The organism is Paraglaciecola aestuariivivens, assembly GCF_052983255.1.
On sequence record NZ_JBRKBA010000001.1, the window covers coordinates 24,966 to 48,044 of the forward strand.

19 protein-coding genes are annotated in these 23,079 nt (G+C 42.1%); 11 read left to right on the forward strand and 8 right to left on the reverse strand.

Features of this window, described 5'->3' with window-relative positions; genetic code table 11:
- Positions 1-172 precede the first annotated feature (172 nt).
- Positions 173-580 carry a methylglyoxal synthase gene (locus ACVCDT_RS00160; protein WP_447130714.1) on the reverse strand — a complete coding sequence of 136 codons (408 nt, stop codon included), beginning with the start codon at positions 578-580 and terminating at the stop codon, positions 173-175.
- Between the two features lie 64 nt (positions 581-644).
- Positions 645-1,790, reverse strand: coding sequence for an acetylornithine deacetylase (argE, locus tag ACVCDT_RS00165; protein WP_447130715.1), 1,146 nt, complete (start codon positions 1,788-1,790; stop codon positions 645-647).
- A gap of 319 nt (positions 1,791-2,109) precedes the next feature.
- Here argE and argC point away from each other — a divergent pair, with 319 nt between their 5' ends.
- The 8 genes from argC (at position 2,110) to ACVCDT_RS00205 (ending at position 12,408) form a co-directional block, all read left to right on the forward strand.
- Positions 2,110-3,129 (forward strand): N-acetyl-gamma-glutamyl-phosphate reductase, encoded by a 1,020-nt coding sequence (gene argC, locus ACVCDT_RS00170; protein WP_447130716.1) that lies wholly within the window; start codon positions 2,110-2,112, stop codon positions 3,127-3,129.
- Positions 3,126-3,938: an acetylglutamate kinase gene (gene argB, locus ACVCDT_RS00175; protein ID WP_447130717.1), complete on the forward strand. Its 813-nt coding sequence runs from the start codon at positions 3,126-3,128 to the stop codon at positions 3,936-3,938. Before argC ends, argB begins: the two co-directional genes overlap by 4 nt.
- Positions 3,935-4,849 carry an ornithine carbamoyltransferase gene (locus ACVCDT_RS00180; protein WP_447130718.1) on the forward strand — a complete coding sequence of 305 codons (915 nt, stop codon included), beginning with the start codon at positions 3,935-3,937 and terminating at the stop codon, positions 4,847-4,849. The genes argB and ACVCDT_RS00180 overlap by 4 nt, the downstream gene beginning before the upstream one ends.
- A gap of 116 nt (positions 4,850-4,965) precedes the next feature.
- Positions 4,966-6,192, forward strand: coding sequence for an argininosuccinate synthase (locus tag ACVCDT_RS00185; RefSeq protein WP_447130719.1), 1,227 nt, complete (start codon positions 4,966-4,968; stop codon positions 6,190-6,192).
- The gene (gene argH / locus ACVCDT_RS00190; RefSeq protein ID WP_447130720.1) at positions 6,192-7,562 is read left to right on the forward strand and encodes an argininosuccinate lyase; all 1,371 of its coding nucleotides are present in this window, start codon (positions 6,192-6,194) and stop codon (positions 7,560-7,562) included. The genes ACVCDT_RS00185 and argH overlap by 1 nt, the downstream gene beginning before the upstream one ends.
- 13 nt (positions 7,563-7,575) lie before the next feature.
- On the forward strand, positions 7,576-8,886 hold the full coding sequence (gene argA, locus ACVCDT_RS00195) for an amino-acid N-acetyltransferase (RefSeq protein ID WP_447130721.1): 1,311 nt from the start codon (positions 7,576-7,578) through the stop codon (positions 8,884-8,886).
- Between the two features lie 96 nt (positions 8,887-8,982).
- Positions 8,983-11,130, forward strand: coding sequence for a prolyl oligopeptidase family serine peptidase (locus tag ACVCDT_RS00200; RefSeq protein ID WP_447130722.1), 2,148 nt, complete (start codon positions 8,983-8,985; stop codon positions 11,128-11,130).
- A gap of 144 nt (positions 11,131-11,274) precedes the next feature.
- Positions 11,275-12,408, forward strand: a complete 1,134-nt coding sequence (locus tag ACVCDT_RS00205; RefSeq protein WP_447130723.1) for a serine hydrolase domain-containing protein — start codon at positions 11,275-11,277, stop codon at positions 12,406-12,408.
- Between the two features lie 4 nt (positions 12,409-12,412).
- On the opposite strand, the gene ACVCDT_RS00210 is transcribed toward ACVCDT_RS00205, so the two are convergent.
- The 6 genes from ACVCDT_RS00210 to zwf all read right to left on the reverse strand — a co-directional run bounded on the left by ACVCDT_RS00210 (position 12,413) and on the right by zwf (position 18,896).
- The gene (locus tag ACVCDT_RS00210) at positions 12,413-13,114 is read right to left on the reverse strand and encodes a 2OG-Fe(II) oxygenase (protein ID WP_447130724.1); all 702 of its coding nucleotides are present in this window, start codon (positions 13,112-13,114) and stop codon (positions 12,413-12,415) included.
- A 147-nt stretch (positions 13,115-13,261) separates the two neighbouring features.
- Positions 13,262-13,909, reverse strand: coding sequence for a bifunctional 4-hydroxy-2-oxoglutarate aldolase/2-dehydro-3-deoxy-phosphogluconate aldolase (locus tag ACVCDT_RS00215; RefSeq protein ID WP_447130725.1), 648 nt, complete (start codon positions 13,907-13,909; stop codon positions 13,262-13,264).
- A gap of 6 nt (positions 13,910-13,915) precedes the next feature.
- Complete coding sequence (locus ACVCDT_RS00220) at positions 13,916-14,866, reverse strand: glucokinase (RefSeq protein ID WP_447130726.1); 951 nt, start codon at positions 14,864-14,866, stop codon at positions 13,916-13,918.
- Between the two features lies 1 nt (position 14,867).
- Positions 14,868-16,691 (reverse strand): phosphogluconate dehydratase, encoded by a 1,824-nt coding sequence (gene edd / locus ACVCDT_RS00225; RefSeq protein WP_447130727.1) that lies wholly within the window; start codon positions 16,689-16,691, stop codon positions 14,868-14,870.
- A 22-nt stretch (positions 16,692-16,713) separates the two neighbouring features.
- Positions 16,714-17,406, reverse strand: a complete 693-nt coding sequence (gene pgl, locus ACVCDT_RS00230) for a 6-phosphogluconolactonase (protein WP_447130728.1) — start codon at positions 17,404-17,406, stop codon at positions 16,714-16,716.
- Positions 17,406-18,896, reverse strand: coding sequence for a glucose-6-phosphate dehydrogenase (gene zwf, locus ACVCDT_RS00235; RefSeq protein WP_447130729.1), 1,491 nt, complete (start codon positions 18,894-18,896; stop codon positions 17,406-17,408). The genes pgl and zwf overlap by 1 nt, the downstream gene beginning before the upstream one ends.
- Positions 18,897-19,176: 280 nt before the next feature.
- On the opposite strand from zwf, the gene ACVCDT_RS00240 reads away from it, so the two are divergent.
- The 3 genes from ACVCDT_RS00240 to ACVCDT_RS00250 all read left to right on the forward strand — a co-directional run bounded on the left by ACVCDT_RS00240 (position 19,177) and on the right by ACVCDT_RS00250 (position 23,051).
- Positions 19,177-20,031 carry a MurR/RpiR family transcriptional regulator gene (locus ACVCDT_RS00240; RefSeq protein WP_447130730.1) on the forward strand — a complete coding sequence of 285 codons (855 nt, stop codon included), beginning with the start codon at positions 19,177-19,179 and terminating at the stop codon, positions 20,029-20,031.
- Positions 20,032-20,283: 252 nt separating this feature from the next.
- Positions 20,284-21,717 (forward strand): pyruvate kinase, encoded by a 1,434-nt coding sequence (gene pyk / locus ACVCDT_RS00245; RefSeq protein WP_447130731.1) that lies wholly within the window; start codon positions 20,284-20,286, stop codon positions 21,715-21,717.
- A gap of 158 nt (positions 21,718-21,875) precedes the next feature.
- Positions 21,876-23,051, forward strand: coding sequence for a saccharopine dehydrogenase family protein (locus ACVCDT_RS00250; RefSeq protein WP_447130732.1), 1,176 nt, complete (start codon positions 21,876-21,878; stop codon positions 23,049-23,051).
- The last annotated feature ends 28 nt before the right edge of the window (positions 23,052-23,079 follow it).

Below are 23,079 nucleotides of genomic sequence, written 5' to 3' on the forward strand. Positions count from 1 at the left end.
TACTGTGAAAAACCAAGAAGATGCTAAATGCCAGAACAACTCTAGATTTAATTTAAAAGTTGAGCATTTTAGCAGCAATTTCAATGATAGTAGAATTAGGTTAACAACCGTCTACATGGCTAACATAGCCATTAACCTAACTCTCTTTAGCCTAGTACTGGAGCATAATTTATTAGAAAACAGGTACTTCAGGTTGATAACTTCCCTCAGTAAAAAGCGGCGAAGTGATAATCATATCTGCGGTTGCTATGTTACAAGCAACGGGTAAATTCCATACAGAGCACAATCTTAATAAAGCTTTTACATCAGGATCATGAGGCGCAGGGTTTAACGGATCCCAAAAAAACACTAAACAATCTAGTTTTTGCTCAGCAATCAAGGCACCTATTTGTTGGTCTCCGCCTAAAGGCCCGCTATGAAAACGGTGTACATCTAAATTTAATTCTTTTTGTAAAATGCCACCTGTAGTGCCCGTTGCCACAAGTTTGTGCTTACTTAGCTCAGTTTTGTGTTTTAACGACCATTTCACCAGATCAGGTTTTTTATGATCATGTGCCACCAAAGCTATGGTTTTTTGCATCTAAAACGCCCTCTTTTGTTTCAACTTAACGATAAAATAAACAGCTTAAAAACTCATATACAAGTTACAGACACACCTTAGTGATCATTTGTGTTAAAACCTGCACTGTGGGATTGATATAATCCAAACACATAAACTCATCTGGCTGATGTGCTTGTTCTATACTGCCAGGCCCTAATACTATAGTGTCACAGCCGAGTAGATTGATAAATGGTGCTTCAGTGGCATAGTTGGCGCTTTTAGGCTTTTTCCCTGTTAATTGTTCGGCTAAGGCTAATATATTCTGCTCATCTTCACAGGCAAAGGCCGGGGCAATGGGGTACATCAAATCTAAACTCAAGCGGTTTGGATATTTGGTTTTTATTGGAGCTAAGGCCTCGTCTATTAGGGCTAAAGCTTGCTGCTCACTAATTTCGGGCACCAAGCGCAAATCAAAATTTAACTGACAATGACCACAAATACGATTTTCTGAATCTCCACCATGAATGTGCCCTAGATTCATAGTGGCATAAGGCACACTAAAAGCGGGATCATGCACTTTGTTTTTTAGCTGTTCTTGTAAGTCCATTAACTGGCCAATGGCTTGATAAACAATTTCAATGGCATTCACGCCTTTTGCTGGATCACTAGAATGCCCAGATTGCCCTTGAATTTGTAAACTCTGGGCTATATGGCCTTTATGTTTATAAATTGGGATCAATTCGGTTGGCTCACCAATAATAGCCATGTCGGGTTTAATCAGTTGCTGCTCGGCAAAAAAACGCGCGCCAGCCATAGAAGTTTCTTCGTCAGCGGTAGCCAAAATATATAAAGGCTTAGTTAATTTTTGCAAAGGAATGGCCTTTAAAGCTTCGAGTATAAAAGCAAAAAAACCTTTCATATCACAGCTGCCTAAGCCAAACAGTTTATTATCTTTTTGTTGTAATAAAAAAGGATCAGATTGCCATCGGCCTTCATCAAAAGGCACAGTATCTGAATGACCGCAGAGTAATAATCCCCCTTCACCACTGCCTATTTTGGCTAAAAGATTAAATTTATTTCTAGAATCAGGCACTGCTTGAATAGTTATTTCAAAACCAAAATCTGAAAACCAGTTTGATAAGAGCTCAATTAGCGGCTGATTTGATTGATCAACTTTTGGGTCGAAGGCACTGATAGATGGCGATTTAATGATTGAGCCATAGGCTTCTAAGAAAGATAAATTTGGCATAAACACCTTAAAAAATAATTATTCACTTTTATTGCATAAATATATAACACGTGGCATGCTATATCCATCAAAAACAAATTTAACTTATATGTGTTTAATCGGCACAACTTGGATAGCGACTTTTAAACTTTATGTACAAAAATTTATTACCAGTTATTTCCCTGTCTAGCTTCGCCAGTGTGTATTATCGACAAAGGTCGATTCTGTAGCGTATAGCTCACTCTTTGCATTATCCCAAGTATTTTGCAAAGAGTGCTTTTTTTCTCCTATCTTTTTTAACTTTACCTTTTTACTTATTCCACCTTTAGGGAACGATGAGATGATCAAAACTTGCATAATTGGGGCCAGTGGCTACACGGGCGCAGAATTAGCAGCTTTGGTAGAACAACATAGTGGCTTTGAATTAGCGGCGATTTTTGTATCTAGTCATAGCGAGGATGCTGGCAAGAGTTTAGGCGATCTGCACCCTCAATTTTTTAATCGCTTAAATTTAACTTTACAGCCTATTGATGAAAATAACCTAGCGCAACTGGCCAAAAGTTTTGATCTGATATTTTTAGCTACGCCCCATCAGGCGAGTCACGATTGGATGCCAGCCTTAACTAGCGACAAGGCGATTGTGATGGATTTGTCTGGTGCATTTCGCTTAAAAAACCCACAAACTTTTGCTCAATATTACGGCTTTGAGCATAAAGCTGCAGAGCTATTAAGCCAAGCTGTGTATGGCTTAGCAGAGTGGCATCAAGCTGACATAACACAAGCCAAACTTGTGGCTGTACCTGGTTGTTATCCCACTGCCTCACTAACAGCTTTAAAACCTTTACAGGAAGCAAATATTTTAGATCCTGCATTTAGACCAATTATTCATGCGGTGTCGGGCGTTACCGGTGCAGGCAGAAAAGCTTCACTTACCAACAGCTTTTCTGAAGTTAGTTTGCAAGCTTATGGTGTGTTAGGGCACAGACATCAGCCAGAAATTTCTGACTATTTAGGGACCGAAGTAATTTTTACCCCGCACTTAGGCAATTTTAAACGTGGAATATTAGCCACCATAACCATTAAAGTGGCCAAGCAAGTCAATGCTTCTCAGATTGCTGAAGCCTATCAAAATGCTTATCAGAACAGTGCGATTGTGCGTTTAAGAAACACTTGGCCTAAAGTCGATGACGTAGTAGGAACAGCCTATTGTGATCTGTTTTGGAAGTTTGATCCCAATAACGGTTATTTGGTGGTCAGCAGCGCTATTGATAACTTGTTAAAAGGTGCGGCTTCTCAGGCCATGCAATGCGCAAATTTAAGATTTGGGTTTAAATCAGAATGTGAATTGGTGACGTCATGAGTGCGAATAAAAAAGTTTATGTAATAAAAGTCGGCGGCGCTTTTATGCAATCTGGCGCAGAGGCGCTTAAGTTTTTAAGCACCCTTAAAGAGCTGCAGCAACACTTTACCTTAGTCTTGGTGCATGGTGGCGGCGCCATAGTAGAAGATTTGCTTAGTGCGTTAAAATTACCTACCCAAAAAATTGACGGTTTGCGGGTCACACCTAAAGAACATATGCCATATATAGTTGGTGCCTTAGCTGGCACCGCAAACAAAGAATTATGTGCATTAGCTTTATCAGCAGGGCTAACCCCTGTGGGTTTAAGCCTTCTAGATGGAAAAATGTGCATTGCCAAAACCATTAACCAACAACTTGGTGCAGTCGGCACAGTTGAGCCTGGTGACCCTAACCTTTTAACAGCAATTGCAAGCAGTCAAATGTTAGCCATCATTAGTTCTATTGGGGCAGATCAACAAGGTAATTTGTTAAACATCAATGCCGATCAAGCCGCCACCGCTATTGCCCAATTATTAGACGCGGAATTGTTATTGTTATCCGATGTACCTGGGGTATTAGATGCCAACAAACAACTTATTCAAAGCCTTAGTCATCAACAAATTCTAAAGCTAACCCAGGACAATATCATTAAAGATGGCATGGTAGTAAAAGTACAAGCCGCACAACAGGCGGCCAATAGTTTAGGTCGAAGTGTGACCATTGCCAGTTGGAAAGACAGCAACACTTTATTAGGTTTATCTCAAGGAAAACATCTAGGCAGCACCATATTGCCAGACTCTTTTCCTGCAATAGAAAAGGAATCAGCATGAAACAAGATCTTCTGTCATTTAAAGACTGGAGCAAACCCCAGCTAGAAGCGCTAATTAAGTTAGCCACTCAAATTAAACAACAGCCAGCTGACTATAAAAATGCCCTAGATGGATTATCTATTGTGGCCTTGTTTGAAAAGCCTTCTCTAAGAACTCGTGTAAGTTTCGATATTGGCATCAACAAACTGGGTGGTCACATGGTGTATTTAGATTGCCAAGCCAATCAATTAGTTGGCCGCGAAGATACACATGATATGGGCGCAAACTTAGCTTGTTGGGCAGACGCCATAGTGGCTCGGGTTTATGCACATAGTACCCTTGAACAACTAGCCGAATCAGCCAAAGTACCAGTAATCAATGCGCTTTGTGATCTTTATCATCCTTGCCAAGCTTTGGCTGACTATTTAACTATTAGCGAACACTATCAAGATTTAAGTAAAGTAAAATTGGCATATATTGGTGACGGAAATAATGTCACTCATTCCCTAATCATAATGGGCGTCGCTTTAGGCTGCGAAGTGATAGTGGTGACCCCGCCAGGTTATGAGGTAAACCAAGATATTATTCAATTAGGCCAGCAGAGAGCTGAGCAGTTCGGTGGTAAATTAACAATTAGTAATGACATTGAAGCCGCAGTAGGCGCTCACATACTTTATACCGACACCTGGATATCTATGGGTGATACTACCCCGCTTGAACAAATAAAAGATACCTTTGCAGACTACGCCATTACGCCAGAATTAATGACAAAAACAGGCGCGCAATATGTTATGCATTGCCAGCCAGCACATCGAGATTTAGAGATATCTGGAAGTTTAATTGATAGCGAATACTCTTTACTCATGCAGCAGGCTGAAAATAGAATGCATGGACAAAACGCGATATTAGTTAAGCTTTTAACTAAGTCATAAAGCAAATTTTTTAGCGCCTAATTTAGGTCTATTATTTAACCCAATTAAACATTAATGCAGCCAGAGATGCTATTACACCAAACACTTATAGTTTTGGCTGCTTTTAAGGAAACATTATGGCAATTGCAAAAAATAAACCCATCAAAAAAGTAGTGTTGGCCTATTCAGGCGGTTTAGACACCTCAGCTATTATCCCGTGGTTAAAAGAAAATTATGCTTGTGAAGTGGTGGCATTTGCCGCTGATGTAGGCCAAGGTGATGAAGAGTTACAAGGCTTACACGACAAAGCAATTCAAACTGGCGCTAGCGAGTGTTACATAGTTGACCTAAAAGAAGAGTTTGTCGCTGATTATATATTCCCTACTATTACTACAGGTGCAGTTTACGAAGGTGAGTACTTACTAGGCACCTCAATGGCTCGTCCTATTATTGCCAAAGCTCAGGTAGAAATAGCTCGCAAAGTTGGGGCTGATGCCCTTTGTCATGGTTGCACTGGTAAAGGCAATGACCAAGTTCGTTTTGAAAGCACCTTTGCTGCCCTCGCCCCTGAACTTACTGTTATTGCACCTTGGCGAGAATGGGACATGGTTTCTCGCGAAGACTTGCTTGATTATTTAGCCGAACGCAATATTAAAACCTCGGCTTCGGCTACCAAAATATACAGCCGAGACGCCAACGCTTGGCATATCTCCCATGAGGGGGGGGAATTAGAAGATCCTTGGTGCGAACCAAGTAAAGCGGTTTGGACTATGACAGTTGATCCTGAAGATGCACCCAACACTGCCCAGCGTGTAAAACTGCACTTTGAACAAGGCCAGTTAACCCATGTAGATGAGCAAGCCTTGTCCCCTTATCAGGCGCTTATGCAACTAAATAAGATAGCCGCTGCCCATGGCGTAGGTCGAATCGACATAGTAGAAAACCGTTTAGTTGGCATGAAATCTCGAGGCTGTTATGAAACCCCTGGTGGCACAGTAATTTTAAAAGCCTATAAAGCCCTTGAGTGTTTAGTGCTAGATAAAGCCTCGCTAAAATATCGTGAACAAATTGGCTTAGAGTACTCCCATGTGATGTACGACGGCCGTTGGTTTACTGCCTTAAACGATTCACTATTAGCTGGCGCGGCTAGTTTTGCCAAAAAAGTCACTGGCGACATAGTAGTGAAGTTATATAAAGGCCAAGCCACAGTAGTACAAAGACAATCACCCAATAGCCTCTACTCTGAAGATTTTGCCACTTTTGGTGCCGACGATGTCTACGACCAAAGTCATGCTGAAGGCTTTATACGTTTATTTAGCTTATCTAGCCGCATTGAAGCTATGCATAAAAAAGGACAAAAATAATGAGTTTATGGGGCGGGCGATTTCAATCTGGCAGTAGCGCCATGTTTAGGCAAGTGAACGACTCACTACCTTTTGATCGAGCACTAGCCAGCCAGGATATTCGAGGTTCTATTGCCTGGGCAAAAGCCATCTATAAAGCAGGGGTACTAACCCAAGATGAACATCAACAACTAACTCAAGGCTTACAAGACTTGCTAACCCAAGCAGAAGCCGGCAGCTTAGATTTTGATGCCAGTAGTGAAGAAGATATTCACAGCTTTGTGGAGGCTAGCCTAATTGAAAAATTAGGGGATATTGCTAGAAAACTACATACTGGCCGTAGTCGAAACGATCAGGTTGCCACAGACTTTAGGCTCTGGACCCGAGAACATATAGATTTATTATTAGCAGATCTAACTCAGGTAAAAGCCTCGCTAGTGGCCAGTGCCGAACAAAACAAAGAGGTGATTTTACCCGGCTATACCCATTTACAACGAGCACAACCAGTTCGCTATCCGCACTGGTGTTTAGCTTATGTAGAAATGTTTAAGCGGGATATAAGCCGCTTACAAGACTTGCGTAAACGCATTAACCAATGTCCTTTAGGTTGTGGTGCATTGGCAGGTACCACCTACCCCATTGACCGTTACGAAATAGCGCAAGATTTAGGTTTTGATGGTCCCTGTTTAAATAGTTTAGATGCGGTGTCTGACCGTGACTTTGTATTAGAACTACTATTCTCAGCCAGTACCAGCATGATGCATATGTCGCGCATGGCAGAAGACTTAATATTCTTTAATTCAGGAGAAGCAGGCTTTATTACCTTAGGTGACGCTGTCACCTCAGGCTCTTCTTTGATGCCACAGAAAAAAAATCCTGATGCTTTAGAACTAATGCGCGGTAAGTGTGGCCGAGTGTTTGGCAGCTTGCAGGCCATGCTAGTCACAATGAAAGGTTTACCTTTGGCCTACAACAAAGACATGCAAGAAGACAAAGAAGGCCTACTTGATGCCACAACTCAGTGGCATATATGTTTATGTATCGCCACAGAAGTAATAGATAGCATCAAGTTAGACCAACAGGCCTGTGAAAAAGCCGCCCGTGAAGGTTACGCCAACGCCACTGAACTGGCCGATTACCTAGTCGCTAAAGGCATTCCTTTTAGAACCGCGCATGATATTTCAGGTCAAGTTGTGTTGGCAGCTATTGAGCAAAACAAACCCATAGAAGCGCTAACCTTGACTCAACTACAAGGTTTCTCTGAGTTAATCCAAGAGGATGTTTACCCTATATTGCAACTCGACTACTTAGTGGATAAACGCAATGTGATAGGTGGCACCGGAATAGCGCCAGTAGAAAAAGCATTACAAGCAGAATTAGCCAACAAATAACAAGGAAGCCAGTGTGGCAGTATCTCATATAGACAGCGTTAAAGTTATTCGCAACTCAGCCCCCTATGTTAATGCACACAGGGGCAAAACCTTTGTGTTAATGCTAGGTGGCGAAGCTATAGAAAACGATAACTTTGCCAATATTATTCATGATATTGCCTTATTAAATAGCTTAGGAGTGCGTTTAGTTTTGGTGCATGGGGCCAGACCCCAAATCGACCAGAGAGTGGGGTTGCGCAACTTAACCCCACGCTTTGCTCAGGATATTCGTATTACCGATAAACCCACTCTCGAGTGTGTTAAAGATGCCGCGGGCTCGGTGCGTGCACAAATAGAAGCCTTATTAACCATGGGGCTGGCCAACTCACCTATGCATGGCGCGCGTATTCGGGTGTGTTCAGGTAATTTAGTGGTGGCTATGCCAATAGGCGTGCGTGACGGCATAGACTTTGAAAATACTGGCTTAGTTCGTCGTATTGATGTTGAGGGGATCAACGATCACCTTAATGATGGCTCAATTGTATTGCTGTCGCCTATGGGCTATTCAGCCACGGGAGAAGTATTCAATCTCAGCCATGAAGATGTGACCACCAGTGCCGCTATTGCCTTAAAAGCCGATAAACTGATTTTGTTTAGTCAATATGATGGCATTTTAGAGCCGAATGGAAAACTACTTAGAAATATTGAATTAGAACAAATTTATAGCCTACTAAAGTCGTCATTTTATCAGCCCCAAAAAGCCAGCTTACAAGCTATTACTAGTACTTTAGAAGCGGGGGTGAGTCGTTGTCACTGTGTTAGTTACGTGCAAGATGGCGCTTTATTGCAGGAGCTGTTTACCCGCGATGGTGCGGGTTCGTTAATTTCAAAACGCTTATACGAACAACTGCGTCAAGCCAACATTGATGATGTTGGCGGCATCATTGAATTAATCAAGCCACTCGAAGAAAAAGGCATGTTAGTGAAACGTTCGCGCGAGCATTTAGAGCAAGAAGTAGAACAATTTACGTTAATTGTTCGTGACGGTATGACCATAGCCTGTGCCGCCTTGTATCCTTATCAAGAAGAACAAATGGGTGAACTTGCTTGCATGGCCACCCACACAGACTACAGGGGCGGAAACAGAGGTGAACGCTTACTCTCAGCTATAATTGAGCAAGCTCGTGAACAACAGTTAAAAGCTATATTTGTATTAACTACAGTGACTGCTCACTGGTTTTTAGAGCAAGGTTTTAAGCAGGCGCAATTAACTGACTTACCTAATAAAAAACAGCAGCTATACAATTATCAACGAAACTCTAAAGTGTTTATTTTACACTTGTAAGCTTGCCATTTTTAACAGATTTTTTACTTCTGCTTAGCAATAAGATATAAAACACGCGGTAAAATTTTGTACTTATCTAACCAGAGTGGATTATCAATGAAAAGAATACTTCTTTTGGGCATACTCGCTTCATCAATGATGGCCTGTACCCCACCTCAAAACACAACAAAAACCACAGAAACAGAGCAAAAAAGCAAATTGATTAGTTATCCAGATACCCGTAAAGACGATGTCGTAGACACATATTTCTCAACCGAAGTCCCAGACCCTTATCGTTGGTTAGAAGACGACATGAGCGAAGAAACCGCTGCATGGGTAAAAGCACAAAACAAAGTGACCTTTGACTATTTATCGCAGTTATCATCAAGGGATACGCTAGAAAAACGCTTAACCCAACTAGTCGATTATGAAAAATTTGGTATGCCTTTTGTAGAAGGTCAATACACCTATTTTTATAAAAATGATGGGTTACAGAATCAGTATGTTTTGTACCGTCAAAAAGGCGATGCAGAGCCTGAAGTATTTTTAGATCCTAATACCTTTAGCGAAGACGGCACTGTCTCTTTGGGCGGGGTGTTTTTTACCGAAGATGGCAGCCAAGCTACTTACCTTCTGTCTGAAGGTGGCAGTGATTGGCGCACCGCGGTGACCATAGATACCGAAACCAAGCAAGAAATCACCACCCGCTTAAACGACATTAAATTTTCTGGCATTGCATGGCGTGGCAATCAAGGATTTTATTATTCAAGCTACGACAAACCAGAAGGTAGCGAACTTTCGGCAAAAACCGATCAGCACAAAGTGTATTTCCACAAATTGGGCACTGAACAAGCCAGCGACCAACTTATTTTTGGTGGCACAGAGGCGCAAAAACACCGTTACGTAGGTGCAGATGTGACTGAGGATGGCCAATACTTGTTAATTAGTGCTTCAAACACCACCTCTGGAAACAAGCTCTACCTACAAGATCTAAACGCCACTGATAGTCAGTTAGTTGCGATTGACGAACAAGGCAATGCCGATACCTATTTACTGGATAGCGAAGCTGATAAATTATATTTGGTCACCAATCTAAACGCGCCTAACAAACGTGTGGTAGTGGCCAATGCAAACAAGCCTCAGGCTGAAAATTGGCAAGACCTAATAGCAGAAACCGAACAAGTGCTTTCACCTAGCACAGCGGGTAAGTTCATTTTTGCTAAGTACATGCAAGATGCAATTTCTGTAGTAAAGCAATTTGATTACAAAGGCCAGTTGGTACGCGAAGTAACCTTACCAGGAGTAGGTACAGCCGGTGGTTTTTCGGCAAAAGAGCAAGCAAAATCGCTATACTTTAGTTTCCAAAACTACAAAACGTCTTATTCTATTTACACACTAGACATTAAAACCGGTGAGTTTCAGTTAGACAAACAAGCTGAAATCGACTTTAACAGCGATCAATATGTCTCTGAGCAAGTGTTTTATAGCTCAAAAGACGGCACTAAAGTGCCTATGATCATTACCCACAAAAAAGACCTAAAGCTAGATGGCACTAACCCAACTATATTGTATGCCTACGGCGGCTTTAATATCAGCCTTACCCCAAGCTTTAACCCCTACATTGCAGCATGGTTAGAACAAGGTGGCGTGTATGCGGTAGCTAATTTACGCGGTGGCGGTGAGTACGGTAAAACCTGGCACAAGGCCGGCACGCAGCTACAAAAACAAAATGTATTCGACGACTTTATTGCCGCAGCTGAGTTTTTAATTGATGAAAAGTATAGCTCGCCAAAACGTTTAGCCATTCGTGGTGGCTCTAATGGTGGTTTATTAGTTGGTGCTGTTATGTTGCAACGTCCTGAACTCTTTGCTGTAGCTCTACCTGCAGTAGGGGTGTTAGATATGTTGCGTTACCATACTTTCACCTCTGGTGCGGGTTGGGCCTACGACTATGGTACGTCGGCCGATAGTAAAGAGATGTTTGAATACCTATTGGGTTATTCACCCTTACACAATGTAAAATCAGGTGTTGATTACCCTGCCACTTTAATTACAACTGGTGATCATGATGACCGTGTTGTACCAGCTCATTCGTTTAAGTTTGCTGCTGAGTTACAAAGCAAACACACAGGTAGCAACCCTATCTTAATCCGAATCGAAACCGATGCTGGACATGGTGCAGGTACGCCCACTAGTAAAGTCATTGAACAATACGCCGACATCTTTGCTTTTACCCTACATAATATGGGATTAGAAGCTAAGTAACGAGCAACTAAACTTAAGCAGCAATAAGCTAGCATGCTAGTTTATTGTTGCTTCACTCCTCTTCACTTGTTTAACGCCTAATCATTTAGAAAGCTCACTAAAAAGCCGCTATAGTCAATTTCATACCAATTATAGGAAAAGATAATGATGAAACTTCTGGCCCTAAGCGCAGCTTTATTTTGTTTTAGCTGTAGTGCAACTACCGCCAAGCTTAACTCTCAATTACATAACTTGTTTGCCCCCACAGTCACTAGCCCCACTGTTCCTGGTATCAATGTAGCCATAGCAGATCAACAGGGCATAGTATGGGCGCAAGCCTTTGGCCTGGCCGATGTTGAAAATCAACTGGCCATGACCACACAACATAAAATGCGTGTAGGCAGCATAGCTAAACTTATTACGGTTGCAGCTATGATGCGCTTTTACCAGCAACACAAAGTATCATTAACCACGCCTGTTTCTGAATATGTGGCGGCCTGGCCTCAACACCATGCACCTATAAGCTTGTTGCAATTGGCAGCGCATACCTCTGGCATTCGGCACTATAAAAATAATGCTGAGTTCATTCTGAATCAAACCTTCGCTGATACTCAGTCAAGCTTGGCACTATTTAAAAACGATGATTTATTATTTGCACCTGGCACCGCACAGCAATACTCTACTTTTGCATTTAGCCTTATCGCTGCTGCACTTGAAGGGGCTGATGGTGCGCGGGATTTTAAACAGATTATCCAGCATGAAGTGTTTACACCGCTTAATATGCAAGACACCGCTTTTGATGATCAAGCCCCTATTATTCCCCTCAGGCCCAGACCATACGCGGTAAAAGATGGCGAACTTGTAAATGCCCCTCAATCTGATCATTCTTATAAATATGCTGGTGGTGGTTTTATTGCGTCGGCTTCAGACATCTCTCGCTTCGCTGTTGCCCATAGTTTGCCTGATTATTTACCAGCAAAAACCACTAGTTGGATGTTTCAACCCGCCCAGCTAAATACCGGAGAAAAGCTGCCCTTTGGGATTGGCTGGTTGATCGGCTTTGATACCTATAAAGATCGCAGTTATTACCAAAACAATGCTAAAGCTCAGCTGATGATGAGCAGCATGCCAAATGCAGTCATGCATGCAGGGGGAAGCAATGGTGGCATCACTATGTTGATATTGTGTCGTGACCATAAACGGGCAGTGACAGTAGTAAAAAACGTACACGGAGAACACAGTGCGGATGTATTTTTGTTGGCTTTAGAGGCCTTACACTTATTTCACCAAGCTCACTAAAGGCTTATTGCCCATATAATTGTGCTGCAGGTCTAAACATAATCCAAGACGCCAACACATACTTATCGTTAGACTTGGGCACTACGCCTCTGTGCGTATGAGTAAAACCACAAGGTGATAAAATAATACTGCCTGTGGTAGGTTTAATTTTAGCTTGTTGATATAAAAATTCGGTTTCGCCACCTTCTTCTACATCATTTAAGTAAATTAACCACAGCAAGGTTCGGTGCAAACTTTTTTGTTGTTTATCACTAGGGTGTGGAAAATGTTCCGAATGCCAATGTTTAAAATTGCCCTGCCCTTTTTTATACTTTTGCATATTGATGGCATCGATATCAAAAATACTATGAATAATGCCTGCTAAATATTCGTCATTAAGTTGCGGAATATCTTCAATCGTAAGTACATGAGGTTGCTGCGTTTTAGGGTGCAATATACTTGGACTTAATGCCCCAATTAACATATGTGGATAAGCTCGTACGTACTGCACAAGAGCTTTTAGCATGGTATCCACTATGGCTTGTTGCTCTTGCTGCCAATGGGGCAAAGTAGATAGGTATAAATCTAAACTGTCTTTTTTGTTTACATCAACCCCAGATCCCATACGACCTTGGGTAATATTAGGGTCAGACTCAAACTTTTTAATTAAACTAGCGCAAAAGTCGGCAGATAAGGCATTTTTAAATTCTACAATAAAATGCTGCATGGCAAGTAATGCTCGTTTGTTATTATGAGAGCAATTCTACCGCTTTAGTTGGCGGATTGTTAGTTAAGATGATTATAAGCACAAAAAAAGGAGCGTCATTTACGCTCCCATAACACTCACTCAATGTTTAAGTTTTCTAACACTAGCTTAGTTTTTTTTTACACCTGCTACAGCTTGTTTGGCTATCTCAGTGATCTTATCCCAATCACCATTTTGCATAGCCTCTTCGGGCGCTAACCATGAACCACCACAACAGGCTACATTGGGTAAAGCTAAGTAATCATTATAATTGCTTGGGCTAATACCACCTGTAGGGCAAAAAGTAATTTCAGGGCAAGGGCCACCAATGGCTTTTAGGGCTTTTACGCCGCCAGATGCTTCCGCTGGAAAAAACTTAAGATGAGTATAACCCAGATCTTTAGCGGTCATTAATTCAGAGATAGATGAAACCCCCGGAATAAGCGCAATACTGCTTTCGTTTCCGGCTTTTAATAAATCTGTGGTTAAACCCGGGCTGATGGCGAACTTGGCACCAGCATCGACCACTTGTTGCAATTGTGCGCGATTAGTTACAGTACCTGCGCCGATTATAGCTTCAGGCACTTCTTTGGCAATTTTAGCTATGACTTCTAAGGCCGCGTCAGTACGTAGAGTCACTTCTAATACTCGTATCCCACCAGCTATTAAGGCTTTGGCTAGAGGTACAGCATGTTCAACATCTTTGATTACCAATACAGGTACAACCGGACCTTGGCTGAATATTTCCTCGGATGTCATTTTCCAATTCTTTGTCATTACATATTAACCTTTAAAATTTTGATTTAAATAAGCCATAGCGCCAAGTAAACCATGGTCTGGCTCGGTGATAATAAAAGTAGGAATATTCGCTACATAGTCTTTAAAGCGGCCTTTAGCCTCGAATCGCTGACGAAAGTCACTTTGTTGAAAAAATTGAGTAAAGCGTGAAACAATGCCTCCCCCAATATACACGCCACCTCTTGTACCGAGGTTTAGCGCGAGATTTCCGGCAAAACTGCCTAAAATTTTGCAAAATTGCTGCAAGCTAGCCACACACAAAGGGCAACTGCCCGACAAGGCTTGTTCGGTGATCTTAGCCGGGTCATCGACTTCTTCCGGCTGCTTATTTTGCGCCGCTATAGCTTGATAAATATGTACTAAACCCCGACCAGACATCACTTCTTCAGCAGAAGCATGGCCAAGTTTTTGGGTTAGAAAACGCCAAATAGCTAGGTCTGTTTCATCCACTGGCGCAAAGTCAACATGCCCACCTTCGCCGTCTAAAGCTAGCCAGCCTTTATCTGTATAAGTTAAATGCTTAACTCCCAAGCCAGTTCCAGGCCCAAAGACTGCAATGTTGTCAAAATCCACTGCTTTACCTGGGCCAACTTGTTGCTTTTGTTGGTCATTTAAGACTGTCACAGCATGGGCAACAGTGGTAAAATCATTGATTACACCTAACCAAGTTAAACCTAAATCAGCTTGCAATTGCTCGATAGAAAAGTGCCATGCATTGTTGGTCATAACAACTTTGTCGCCTGTTACAGGGCAAGCTACACCTAAACAACCTGCACTAAATTTTAGTTCAGGGTAGGCTGAAAAATAGGCTTTAATGGCTTCATCGATATTGGCAAAATCTTGGCACAAGTATTTTTTAATCTCGATTAAAGCGCCATCTTTAATTTGCGCCAAGCGAATATTGGTGCCACCTACATCTGCAACAAAATGCGTCATCTTATATGTCCTGCCCGTTAAACAATGAACACGCCCCTTGTTCTGCCCCTGTTAAGGTGGTGCGCATTCCAGCAAACATTTCGCGGCCCATGCCAATTTGATGTTTAGCCACGTCTGTTACTTTGGCTTCACGTTGATTAAGCTCTTCGTCACTAACCAGTATATCTAGCGCGCCAGTTTCGGTATTCATTTCTACCAAGTCGCCTGTTTGAACTTTGGCTAACAATCCACCTTTAATGGCTTCTGGCGTCACATGAATGGCGGCCGGTACTTTACCTGACGCACCAGACATACGTCCGTCTGTGACTAAGGCCACTTTAAATCCTCGGTCTTGTAACACGGCTAAGGGCGGAGTAAGGCTATGTAGCTCTGGCATACCTATGGCCGAAGGGCCTTGGAAACGCACAACCACAACACAATCTTTATCTAGCTCACCGGCTTTAAAGGCGGCATGCAGTTCAAATTGATCTTCAAACACCACAGCTGGTGCTTTAATTTTACAATGAGGCTCACGTAAAGCTGAGGTTTTCATTACAGCTCGACCTAAGTTACCTGACAGAACAGATAATCCACCGTCTACTTTGAAAGGTTTGGCCACGCTGGCCACCACTTCTTTATCAAAAGATTCGGTTGGACCATCTCGCCACACTAACTCGCCATTGTCTAACATTGGCTCTTTAGTATATTGCTCTAAGCCTTGGCCACATATGGTGTTTACATCGTTATGTAATAAGCCTGCATCTAACAATTCTTTACACAGCAACGCCATGCCGCCCGCAGCTGTAAAGTGGTTGATATCGGCAGACCCATTTGGATAGATACGAGTTAATAAAGGTACGGCTTTAGACAGATCAGCAAAATCATCCCAATTAATGATGTAACCTGCTGCTCTTGCAACTGCCACCAAATGCATAGTGTGGTTAGTAGACCCACCTGTAGCCAATAACCCCACTAGGCCATTAACTATAGCTTTGGCATCCACAATCTTACCTATAGGTCGATATTCACTGCCTAAATCGGTAATTCGGGTAATTTGACGACCAGCAGCATCTGTTAAGGCGTCACGTAGTGGCGTACCAGGGTTCACAAAAGACGAACCTGGCAAGTGCAAGCCCATAATTTCTACCACTAATTGGTTACTATTAGCAGTGCCATAAAAAGTACAAGTACCAGCAGAGTGATAAGAATTAGACTCAGCATCTAACAACTCTTCGCGAGTGGCTTTACCTTGTGCGTAGGCTTGTCTTACACGCGCCTTTTCTTTATTTGGAATACCAGAAGGCATAGGCCCAGCAGGCACAAATACAGTAGGTAAGTGCCCAAAACTTAACGCGCCTATTAATAAGCCGGGTACAATTTTATCGCATATACCTAACATTAAGGCGCCGTCAAACATATTGTGCGACAGAGAAACCGCGGTAGACATGGCAATCACATCACGGCTCATTAAACTTAGATCCATTCCCGGCGTACCTTGAGTTACGCCATCACACATAGCCGGTACCCCACCAGCAAATTGCGCCACACTGCCAACCGAACGAATGGCTTGTTTAAGTTGCTGTGGGTAAGCTTCGTATGGTTGATGCGCTGAAAGCATATCGTTATAAGAAGACACTATGGCGATATTGGCTTTAGTCATGCTGCGCAAGTCAGCTTTATCTTCAGCACCACAAGCGGCAAAACCATGGGCTAAATTACCGCAAGACAACACCCCACGGTGTGGCCCTTGCAAGCGCGCGCTTTCGATTTTATCTAAATAGTCTTTACGCGTTTTAGCACTGCGTTGAATAATTCTATCGGTGACTTCTTGGATTACAGTGTTCACAATTTATTCCTATGGTATCTAATTAAGGCGCCCACATGAGCTTAACTTCGGCTTGTTTAATGACGGCCCGTATAGGCATGGCAAGCTCGTCGTCAGCAGACAATGCGCTGTCTAATACTTGTTTTTTGCTTTCCCCAGTTAGGTGCAAAAATATATGCTTGCTGTTTAGCAAAGCAGGCAAGGTTAGCGACATTCTTTGATTTGGTGCAGTAGTGGGTTGCACGGCAATATAATCTTGCCCTGAGTCGAGATCTAATCCTTGTGCAATTTGCGCTGAACAAGGGAACAAAGATGCGGTATGCCCATCTTCGCCCATACCTAAAATTACTACATCAAACGGACGATGCATTTTTTGCAAGTTCTCAGTGCAAGTCATTACCGCATCTTCAGCATTTTCATGGGCAGTTTTTAAGGGCACAAAATTAGCGTTTGCGGCATTGTTGATTAACAGCTTTTCACGCAACATTTTTTCGTTAGATGCGTCATTTGTGTTATCTACCCAACGTTCGTCGGCCAGACTCACATCCACTAGCTGCCAAGGTAAACTAGATTTTGATAAAGCCTCAAACAATGCAGCTGGCGTGCGCCCCCCTGAAACAATTAGGCTGGCACGGCCATTTTCTTCTATACCTTCGCGTAATAACGAAACTATTTTACGGGTAAAGGCTAAGTTTAACTGCTCAGTGCTTCTGAATTTTGATTGCGATAATGCCATTATTTTTTCCCCACTCGACTTTCATACCAGGCACGATCTTCACGCGCTAATAATGCGATAGAGGCTACTGGCCCCCAAGTACCCGCTTGATAAGGTTCAGGCGGCTCGTTGTTGGCTTCCCATGCAGCTAAAATGCCATCAACCCATTTCCATGCCGCTTCAACTTCGTCGCGACGCACAAATAAAGCTTGGTTACCTAACATAACTTCTAACAAGAGTTTTTCGTACGCATCAGCAATACGTTCTTCACTGAAAGTGTCTGAAAAACTTAAATTCAATCTAGATTTTTGTAAATTCATTGAACCCGAACTAGTTAAGCCAGGCACTTTATTCATTACAGTCACTTCAACCCCTTCATCAGGCTGCAGACGAATGGTTAATTTGTTGGCGGGTAACTGCGGGAAACTATCTTTAAATAAGTTATGCGGTTGGCGTTTAAAGAAGATAACCACTTCACTGGTTTTGTTAGGTAAGCGTTTACCAGTACGCAAGTAAAACGGCACACCAGCCCAACGCCAGTTATCTAATTCCACTTTTAAGGCAATAAAGGTTTCTGTTTCACTGCTAGTGTTGGCATCGGGTTCGTCTAAATAACCAGGTACTTCTTGGCCTTTAACAAAACCGCCCACGTACTGACCTCGAACGGTATTTTGGCGTACATTGGAAGCGTCGATAGGACGTAAAGACTTTAATACTTTGAGTTTTTCGTCACGAATACTGTCTGCATCTAAATTGGCAGGCGGCTCCATGGCAATCAGGGTTAAAATTTGCAACAAGTGATTTTGCACCATGTCACGCATTTGTCCGGCTTCGTCAAAATATCCCCAACGCCCTTCAATGCCAACACTTTCAGCCACACTAATTTGCACATGGTCAATACAGTTGTGATCCCAGTTAGTGGCAAAAATCGAGTTAGCAAAACGTAGCGCAATCAAGTTCAATACCGTTTCTTTACCTAGATAATGGTCGATACGGTAAATCTGTTTTTCGTCAAAGTATTCTGCCACTTGATCGTTAATGACTTTTGATGAGGCTAAATCATGCCCAATGGGTTTTTCGAGCACCACCCGCATACTTTTATCGATAATTTTAGCCGCTTTTAAGCCACGGCATATATCGCCAAAAATAGAAGGGGGTGTAGCAAAATAACACACCATCATACGTTTAGGATCAACATGCTCTTTAAAGGCTTTGTAAGCTTCAGGATTTTTCATATCCAAAGCCACATAATCAAGCTTGCTCTCAAACCTTTGCCAGGTTTCTTCACATAACTCTTCTTTAGTGAAGTTAATGATATTCTCTTTAACTAACGCTATGTATTCTTTAAGACTAATGTCTTGTCTGGCCGCACCTATTACTTTGGTTTCTGCATGCATTAAATCAGCTTTTTCTAGCTGATAGAGTGAGGGTAATAGTTTACGACGCGCTAAATCACCTTGGGTGCCAAACAGCACAAAGTCACAAGGTTCAAATGAATTTTCTAAAACCATTTCTATGCCTACTTATGTTAAAAAGATTATCTACATTGTGCTAACAATACAAAAATCAGGCTAATCAACCACGTTATGCGTAAAATTTAACATTAAATGTAGTAATTTTACAACTTTTGACTGAGTGATCAGCCTTTAAATTGCGGAAGTGCCCTTAATTCATGGGTTAAATCGAAAGATTTCCTGTTAAAAAATTACAATTATAGTAATCTAAACAAACTGGAAATAAGGCTAACCTTGTAAAAGAGTGCCACATTATAATGAAGTTTTTTAAGCTCGTATGAATATTCTAGAAAAAATAACCCAACATAATTCAGCCTTTAGTAAGTCTGAACGTAAGGTTGCAGAAGTGATTCTTGCTAACCCTCAAACCGCAATACATAGCAGTATAGCTACCCTAGCTAAAATGTCAGGTGTAAGTGAACCTACTGTAAATCGATTTTGCCGTAGGCTAGATACTAAAGGCTACCCAGACTTTAAATTGCACTTGGCGCAAAGCTTAGCCAATGGTACGCCTTATGTTAATCGCCATGTAGAAGAAAATGATGGACCTGAGGAATATACCAACAAAATCTTTGAATCGACTATGGCCTCACTCGAAGTTGCCAAACAATCGGTAGATATTAATACCATTAATAGAGCAGTAGATTTATTGACTCAAGCTCAAAAGATTTCATTCTTTGGACTTGGCGCTTCGGCCTCGGTGGCTCACGATGCCTTAAATAAGTTTTTCCGCTTTAATGTGCCTGTGGTTTACTTTGAAGATATCTTAATGCAACGCATGAGTTGTATGAACTGCGGTGAAGATGATGTGGTGGTACTTATCTCACATACAGGTCGCACCAAAAGCTTAGTTGAAGTAGCTCAGATAGCGCGCAGCAACGATGCAACTGTAGTGGGCATCACCTCAGCAAACAGCCCGTTAGCCAAAGAGTGTAACTTAGTTTTATCTTTAGAAGTGCCTGAAGATACCGACATGTATATGCCTATGGCGTCTCGGATTGCCCAGCTGATTTTAATCGACATTTTAGCCACAGGCTTTACCTTAAGGCGTGGCAATAAATTTAGAGAAAACCTAAAACGTGTGAAAGATACCTTAAGGGGTTCGCGTTTTGATAAATACGAAATAAAATGATCTAAGCACGCCATTTCGCTCAAATAACCAGCAAATGGCGTTTTTTTCCTAGAAAAATTTCACTTTCAGTCTGATTTGCACTACCCTTTCTGTAATAAAATTACAGTAATGTTAATTTAGCACAGTTTCTTATTAGGCAGCCTTCAATTAGTTGTCTAATGACAATAGGTTTAATTAAAATAATGTAGGCATATTTGGCTCATCCCAAATTCCTCACTCATTGAATGAGTTACCCCAACAGAGCAATAAATAATGTTAAGACGAACAAAAATACTGGCTACTTTAGGTCCATCTACAGATACAGTGGAACAAATTGAAGCCATTATAAATGCTGGTACCAATGTAGTACGTATGAACTTTTCCCATGGCAGCGCAGATGATCATATTGAACGTGCTAAGAAAGTACGCACAGCGGCAAAAAAATTAGGTAAATACGTAGCAATTTTAGGCGATTTACAAGGACCTAAAATTCGAGTAGCAAAGTTTGCGCAAGGGTCCATAACCTTAAAAGTTGGCGACCACTTTATTCTAGACGCAGATATGCCTACCGACGAAGGTAATCAGCAAGCAGTAGGTATTGATTACAAAGCTCTTCCGCAAGATGTTAAAGCTGACGATATTTTGTTATTAGACGATGGCCGCATTCAATTAAAGGTTACCCAAGTTGAAGGTAACAAAGTGCATACCAAAGTAACGGTAGCGGGCAAATTATCAAATAATAAAGGGATTAACCGTCAAGGCGGTGGTTTATCTGCCGAGGCGCTTACCGAGAAAGATAAAAAAGACATAGTCACAGCTGCCAAGATTGGCGTTGATTATTTAGCTGTGTCTTTTCCAAGATCTGGAGAAGATTTACGTTATGCGCGTAAGCTAGCCGAAGAAGCAGGCTGCCATGCCTTGATTTGTTCAAAAGTCGAACGCGCAGAAACCGTAGCCTCAGATGCAGCCATAGACGACATTATAAGCGCATCTGACGCGGTGATGGTGGCACGTGGTGATTTAGGAGTAGAAATAGGTGATGCAGAATTAGTTGGGGTACAGAAAAAACTTATTTCTCGCTCACGTCAACTAAACAAGGTAGTGATTACCGCCACCCAAATGATGGAGTCTATGATCACTAGCCCTATGCCAACTCGTGCCGAGGTTATGGATGTAGCCAATGCTGTGTTAGATGGAACCGATGCAGTAATGTTATCAGCAGAAACCGCAGCGGGAGAATTTCCTGTGGAAACTGTAGAAGCCATGTCACGTGTGTGTGTGGGTGCTGAAACTCACCCTAGTGTTACCATTTCAAAACATCGCATGGATGAAAAATTTACTTCGGTAAGTGAAACTGTGGCCCTAAGTGCAGTGTATTCAGCCAACCACCTAGCTAGCATTAAAGCGATAGTTGCATTAACAGAAAGTGGCAGTACGCCTTTGTTGATGTCGCGTATTACCACTTCGCTACCGATTTTTGCCCTTTCTAGGCATGAAACCACCTTAAATAAAATGGCACTATACCGTGGGGTAAAACCGGTATTTTTTGACTCTAGAGGCAGTGATCCTGGCCAGTTAAAAAATGACGTGGTGGCGATTTTATTAGAAAAAGGCATTTTACAATCAGGCGACCAATTTATTATGACCTATGGCGACGTGATGGAAACCATAGGTGGCATCAACGCTTGTAAAATAGTCACCGCCTAACCTTAATTGCTGACTAAAAATCACCATAAAATAAAAACGCGAACTTTAAAGTTCGCGTTTTTTTATCAATCACAACTATAGTTTGCCATTATTCAAATAAAGTAAAATTATCTACTTATCGTTTTACACTTTAGCCACATACTAAAGAGGAAACTCACATGAGTCAGAATAAAGAATTCGATATTGTCATTTATGGCGCAAGCGGCTTTACCGGGCGACTGGTTGCCGAATACTTAGCCAAACATTATACAGGTGACAACAAGATCAAGTGGGCAATGGCAGGCAGAAGCGCACAAAAACTTGCCCAAGTGCGTGATAGTATTCAAGCACCTAAAAACACACCTTTAGTAGTAGCAAATTCTGCAGATCTCGACTCTATTCAACAGATGTTAGATCGCACTAAATTAGTGTTAACTACAGTAGGACCTTACCAACTATATGGCTCTGATTTAGTCGCTATGTGTGCAAAATCGGGAGTAGATTATGTTGATCTATGTGGCGAGCCAGTGTGGATGAGTGAGATGATCCAGGCTCACCATCAAACAGCACAAAATAGTGGCGCTCGTATTGTTTTTTCATGTGGTTTTGATTCCATTCCGTCAGATTTAGGCGTGTATCACTTGCAGCAATTGGCCAAACAACAGTTTGGTAAGGTGATGCCAAAAGTCAGATGCCGCGTGAGAAAAATGAAAGGCACTTTTTCTGGTGGCACTGCCGCTAGTTTTAAAGCCACTTTGCTTGCCGCCAAAATTGATCCAGCCAAAATGCAAGCTTTGTTAAATCCCTTTTCATTAACTCCTGGTTTTACTGGCGCTGCTCAACCCTATGGCAACAAACCCTATTACGAAGAAGACCTTGGCACTTGGGTAACCCCTTTTGTAATGGCAGCTATCAATACGCGTAATGTGCAACGTTCTAACTTTTTATTAAACCAAGCCTATGGTGAAGATTTTGTGTACGACGAGATGTTTATTACTGGCCCAGGGGAAAAAGGCGAAGCCATTGCCCAAGCTATGGCAAATGACAAAAGCCTAGGAGGCGATGGCGGCCCTAAACCTGGTGAAGGACCAAGTAAAGAAGAACGAGAGGCTGGCTTTTACGATATGCTTTACCTTGGCTCAGATGGCCAAGGCAACAGCATTAAAGTCGCAGTAACAGGAGATAGAGATCCTGGTTATGGCTCTACATCTAAAATGATCGCCGAAGCCGCAATTTGTTTAGTCAAAGATTGCCAAGATACTCAAGGCGGAATTTGGACAACCGCACCAGCTATGGGCGACAGACTCATCAAGCGCTTGCAACAAAACGCAGGTTTAACCTTTACTCAAGAATAATCAAGAACTCAAAACAGGACTGTAATTT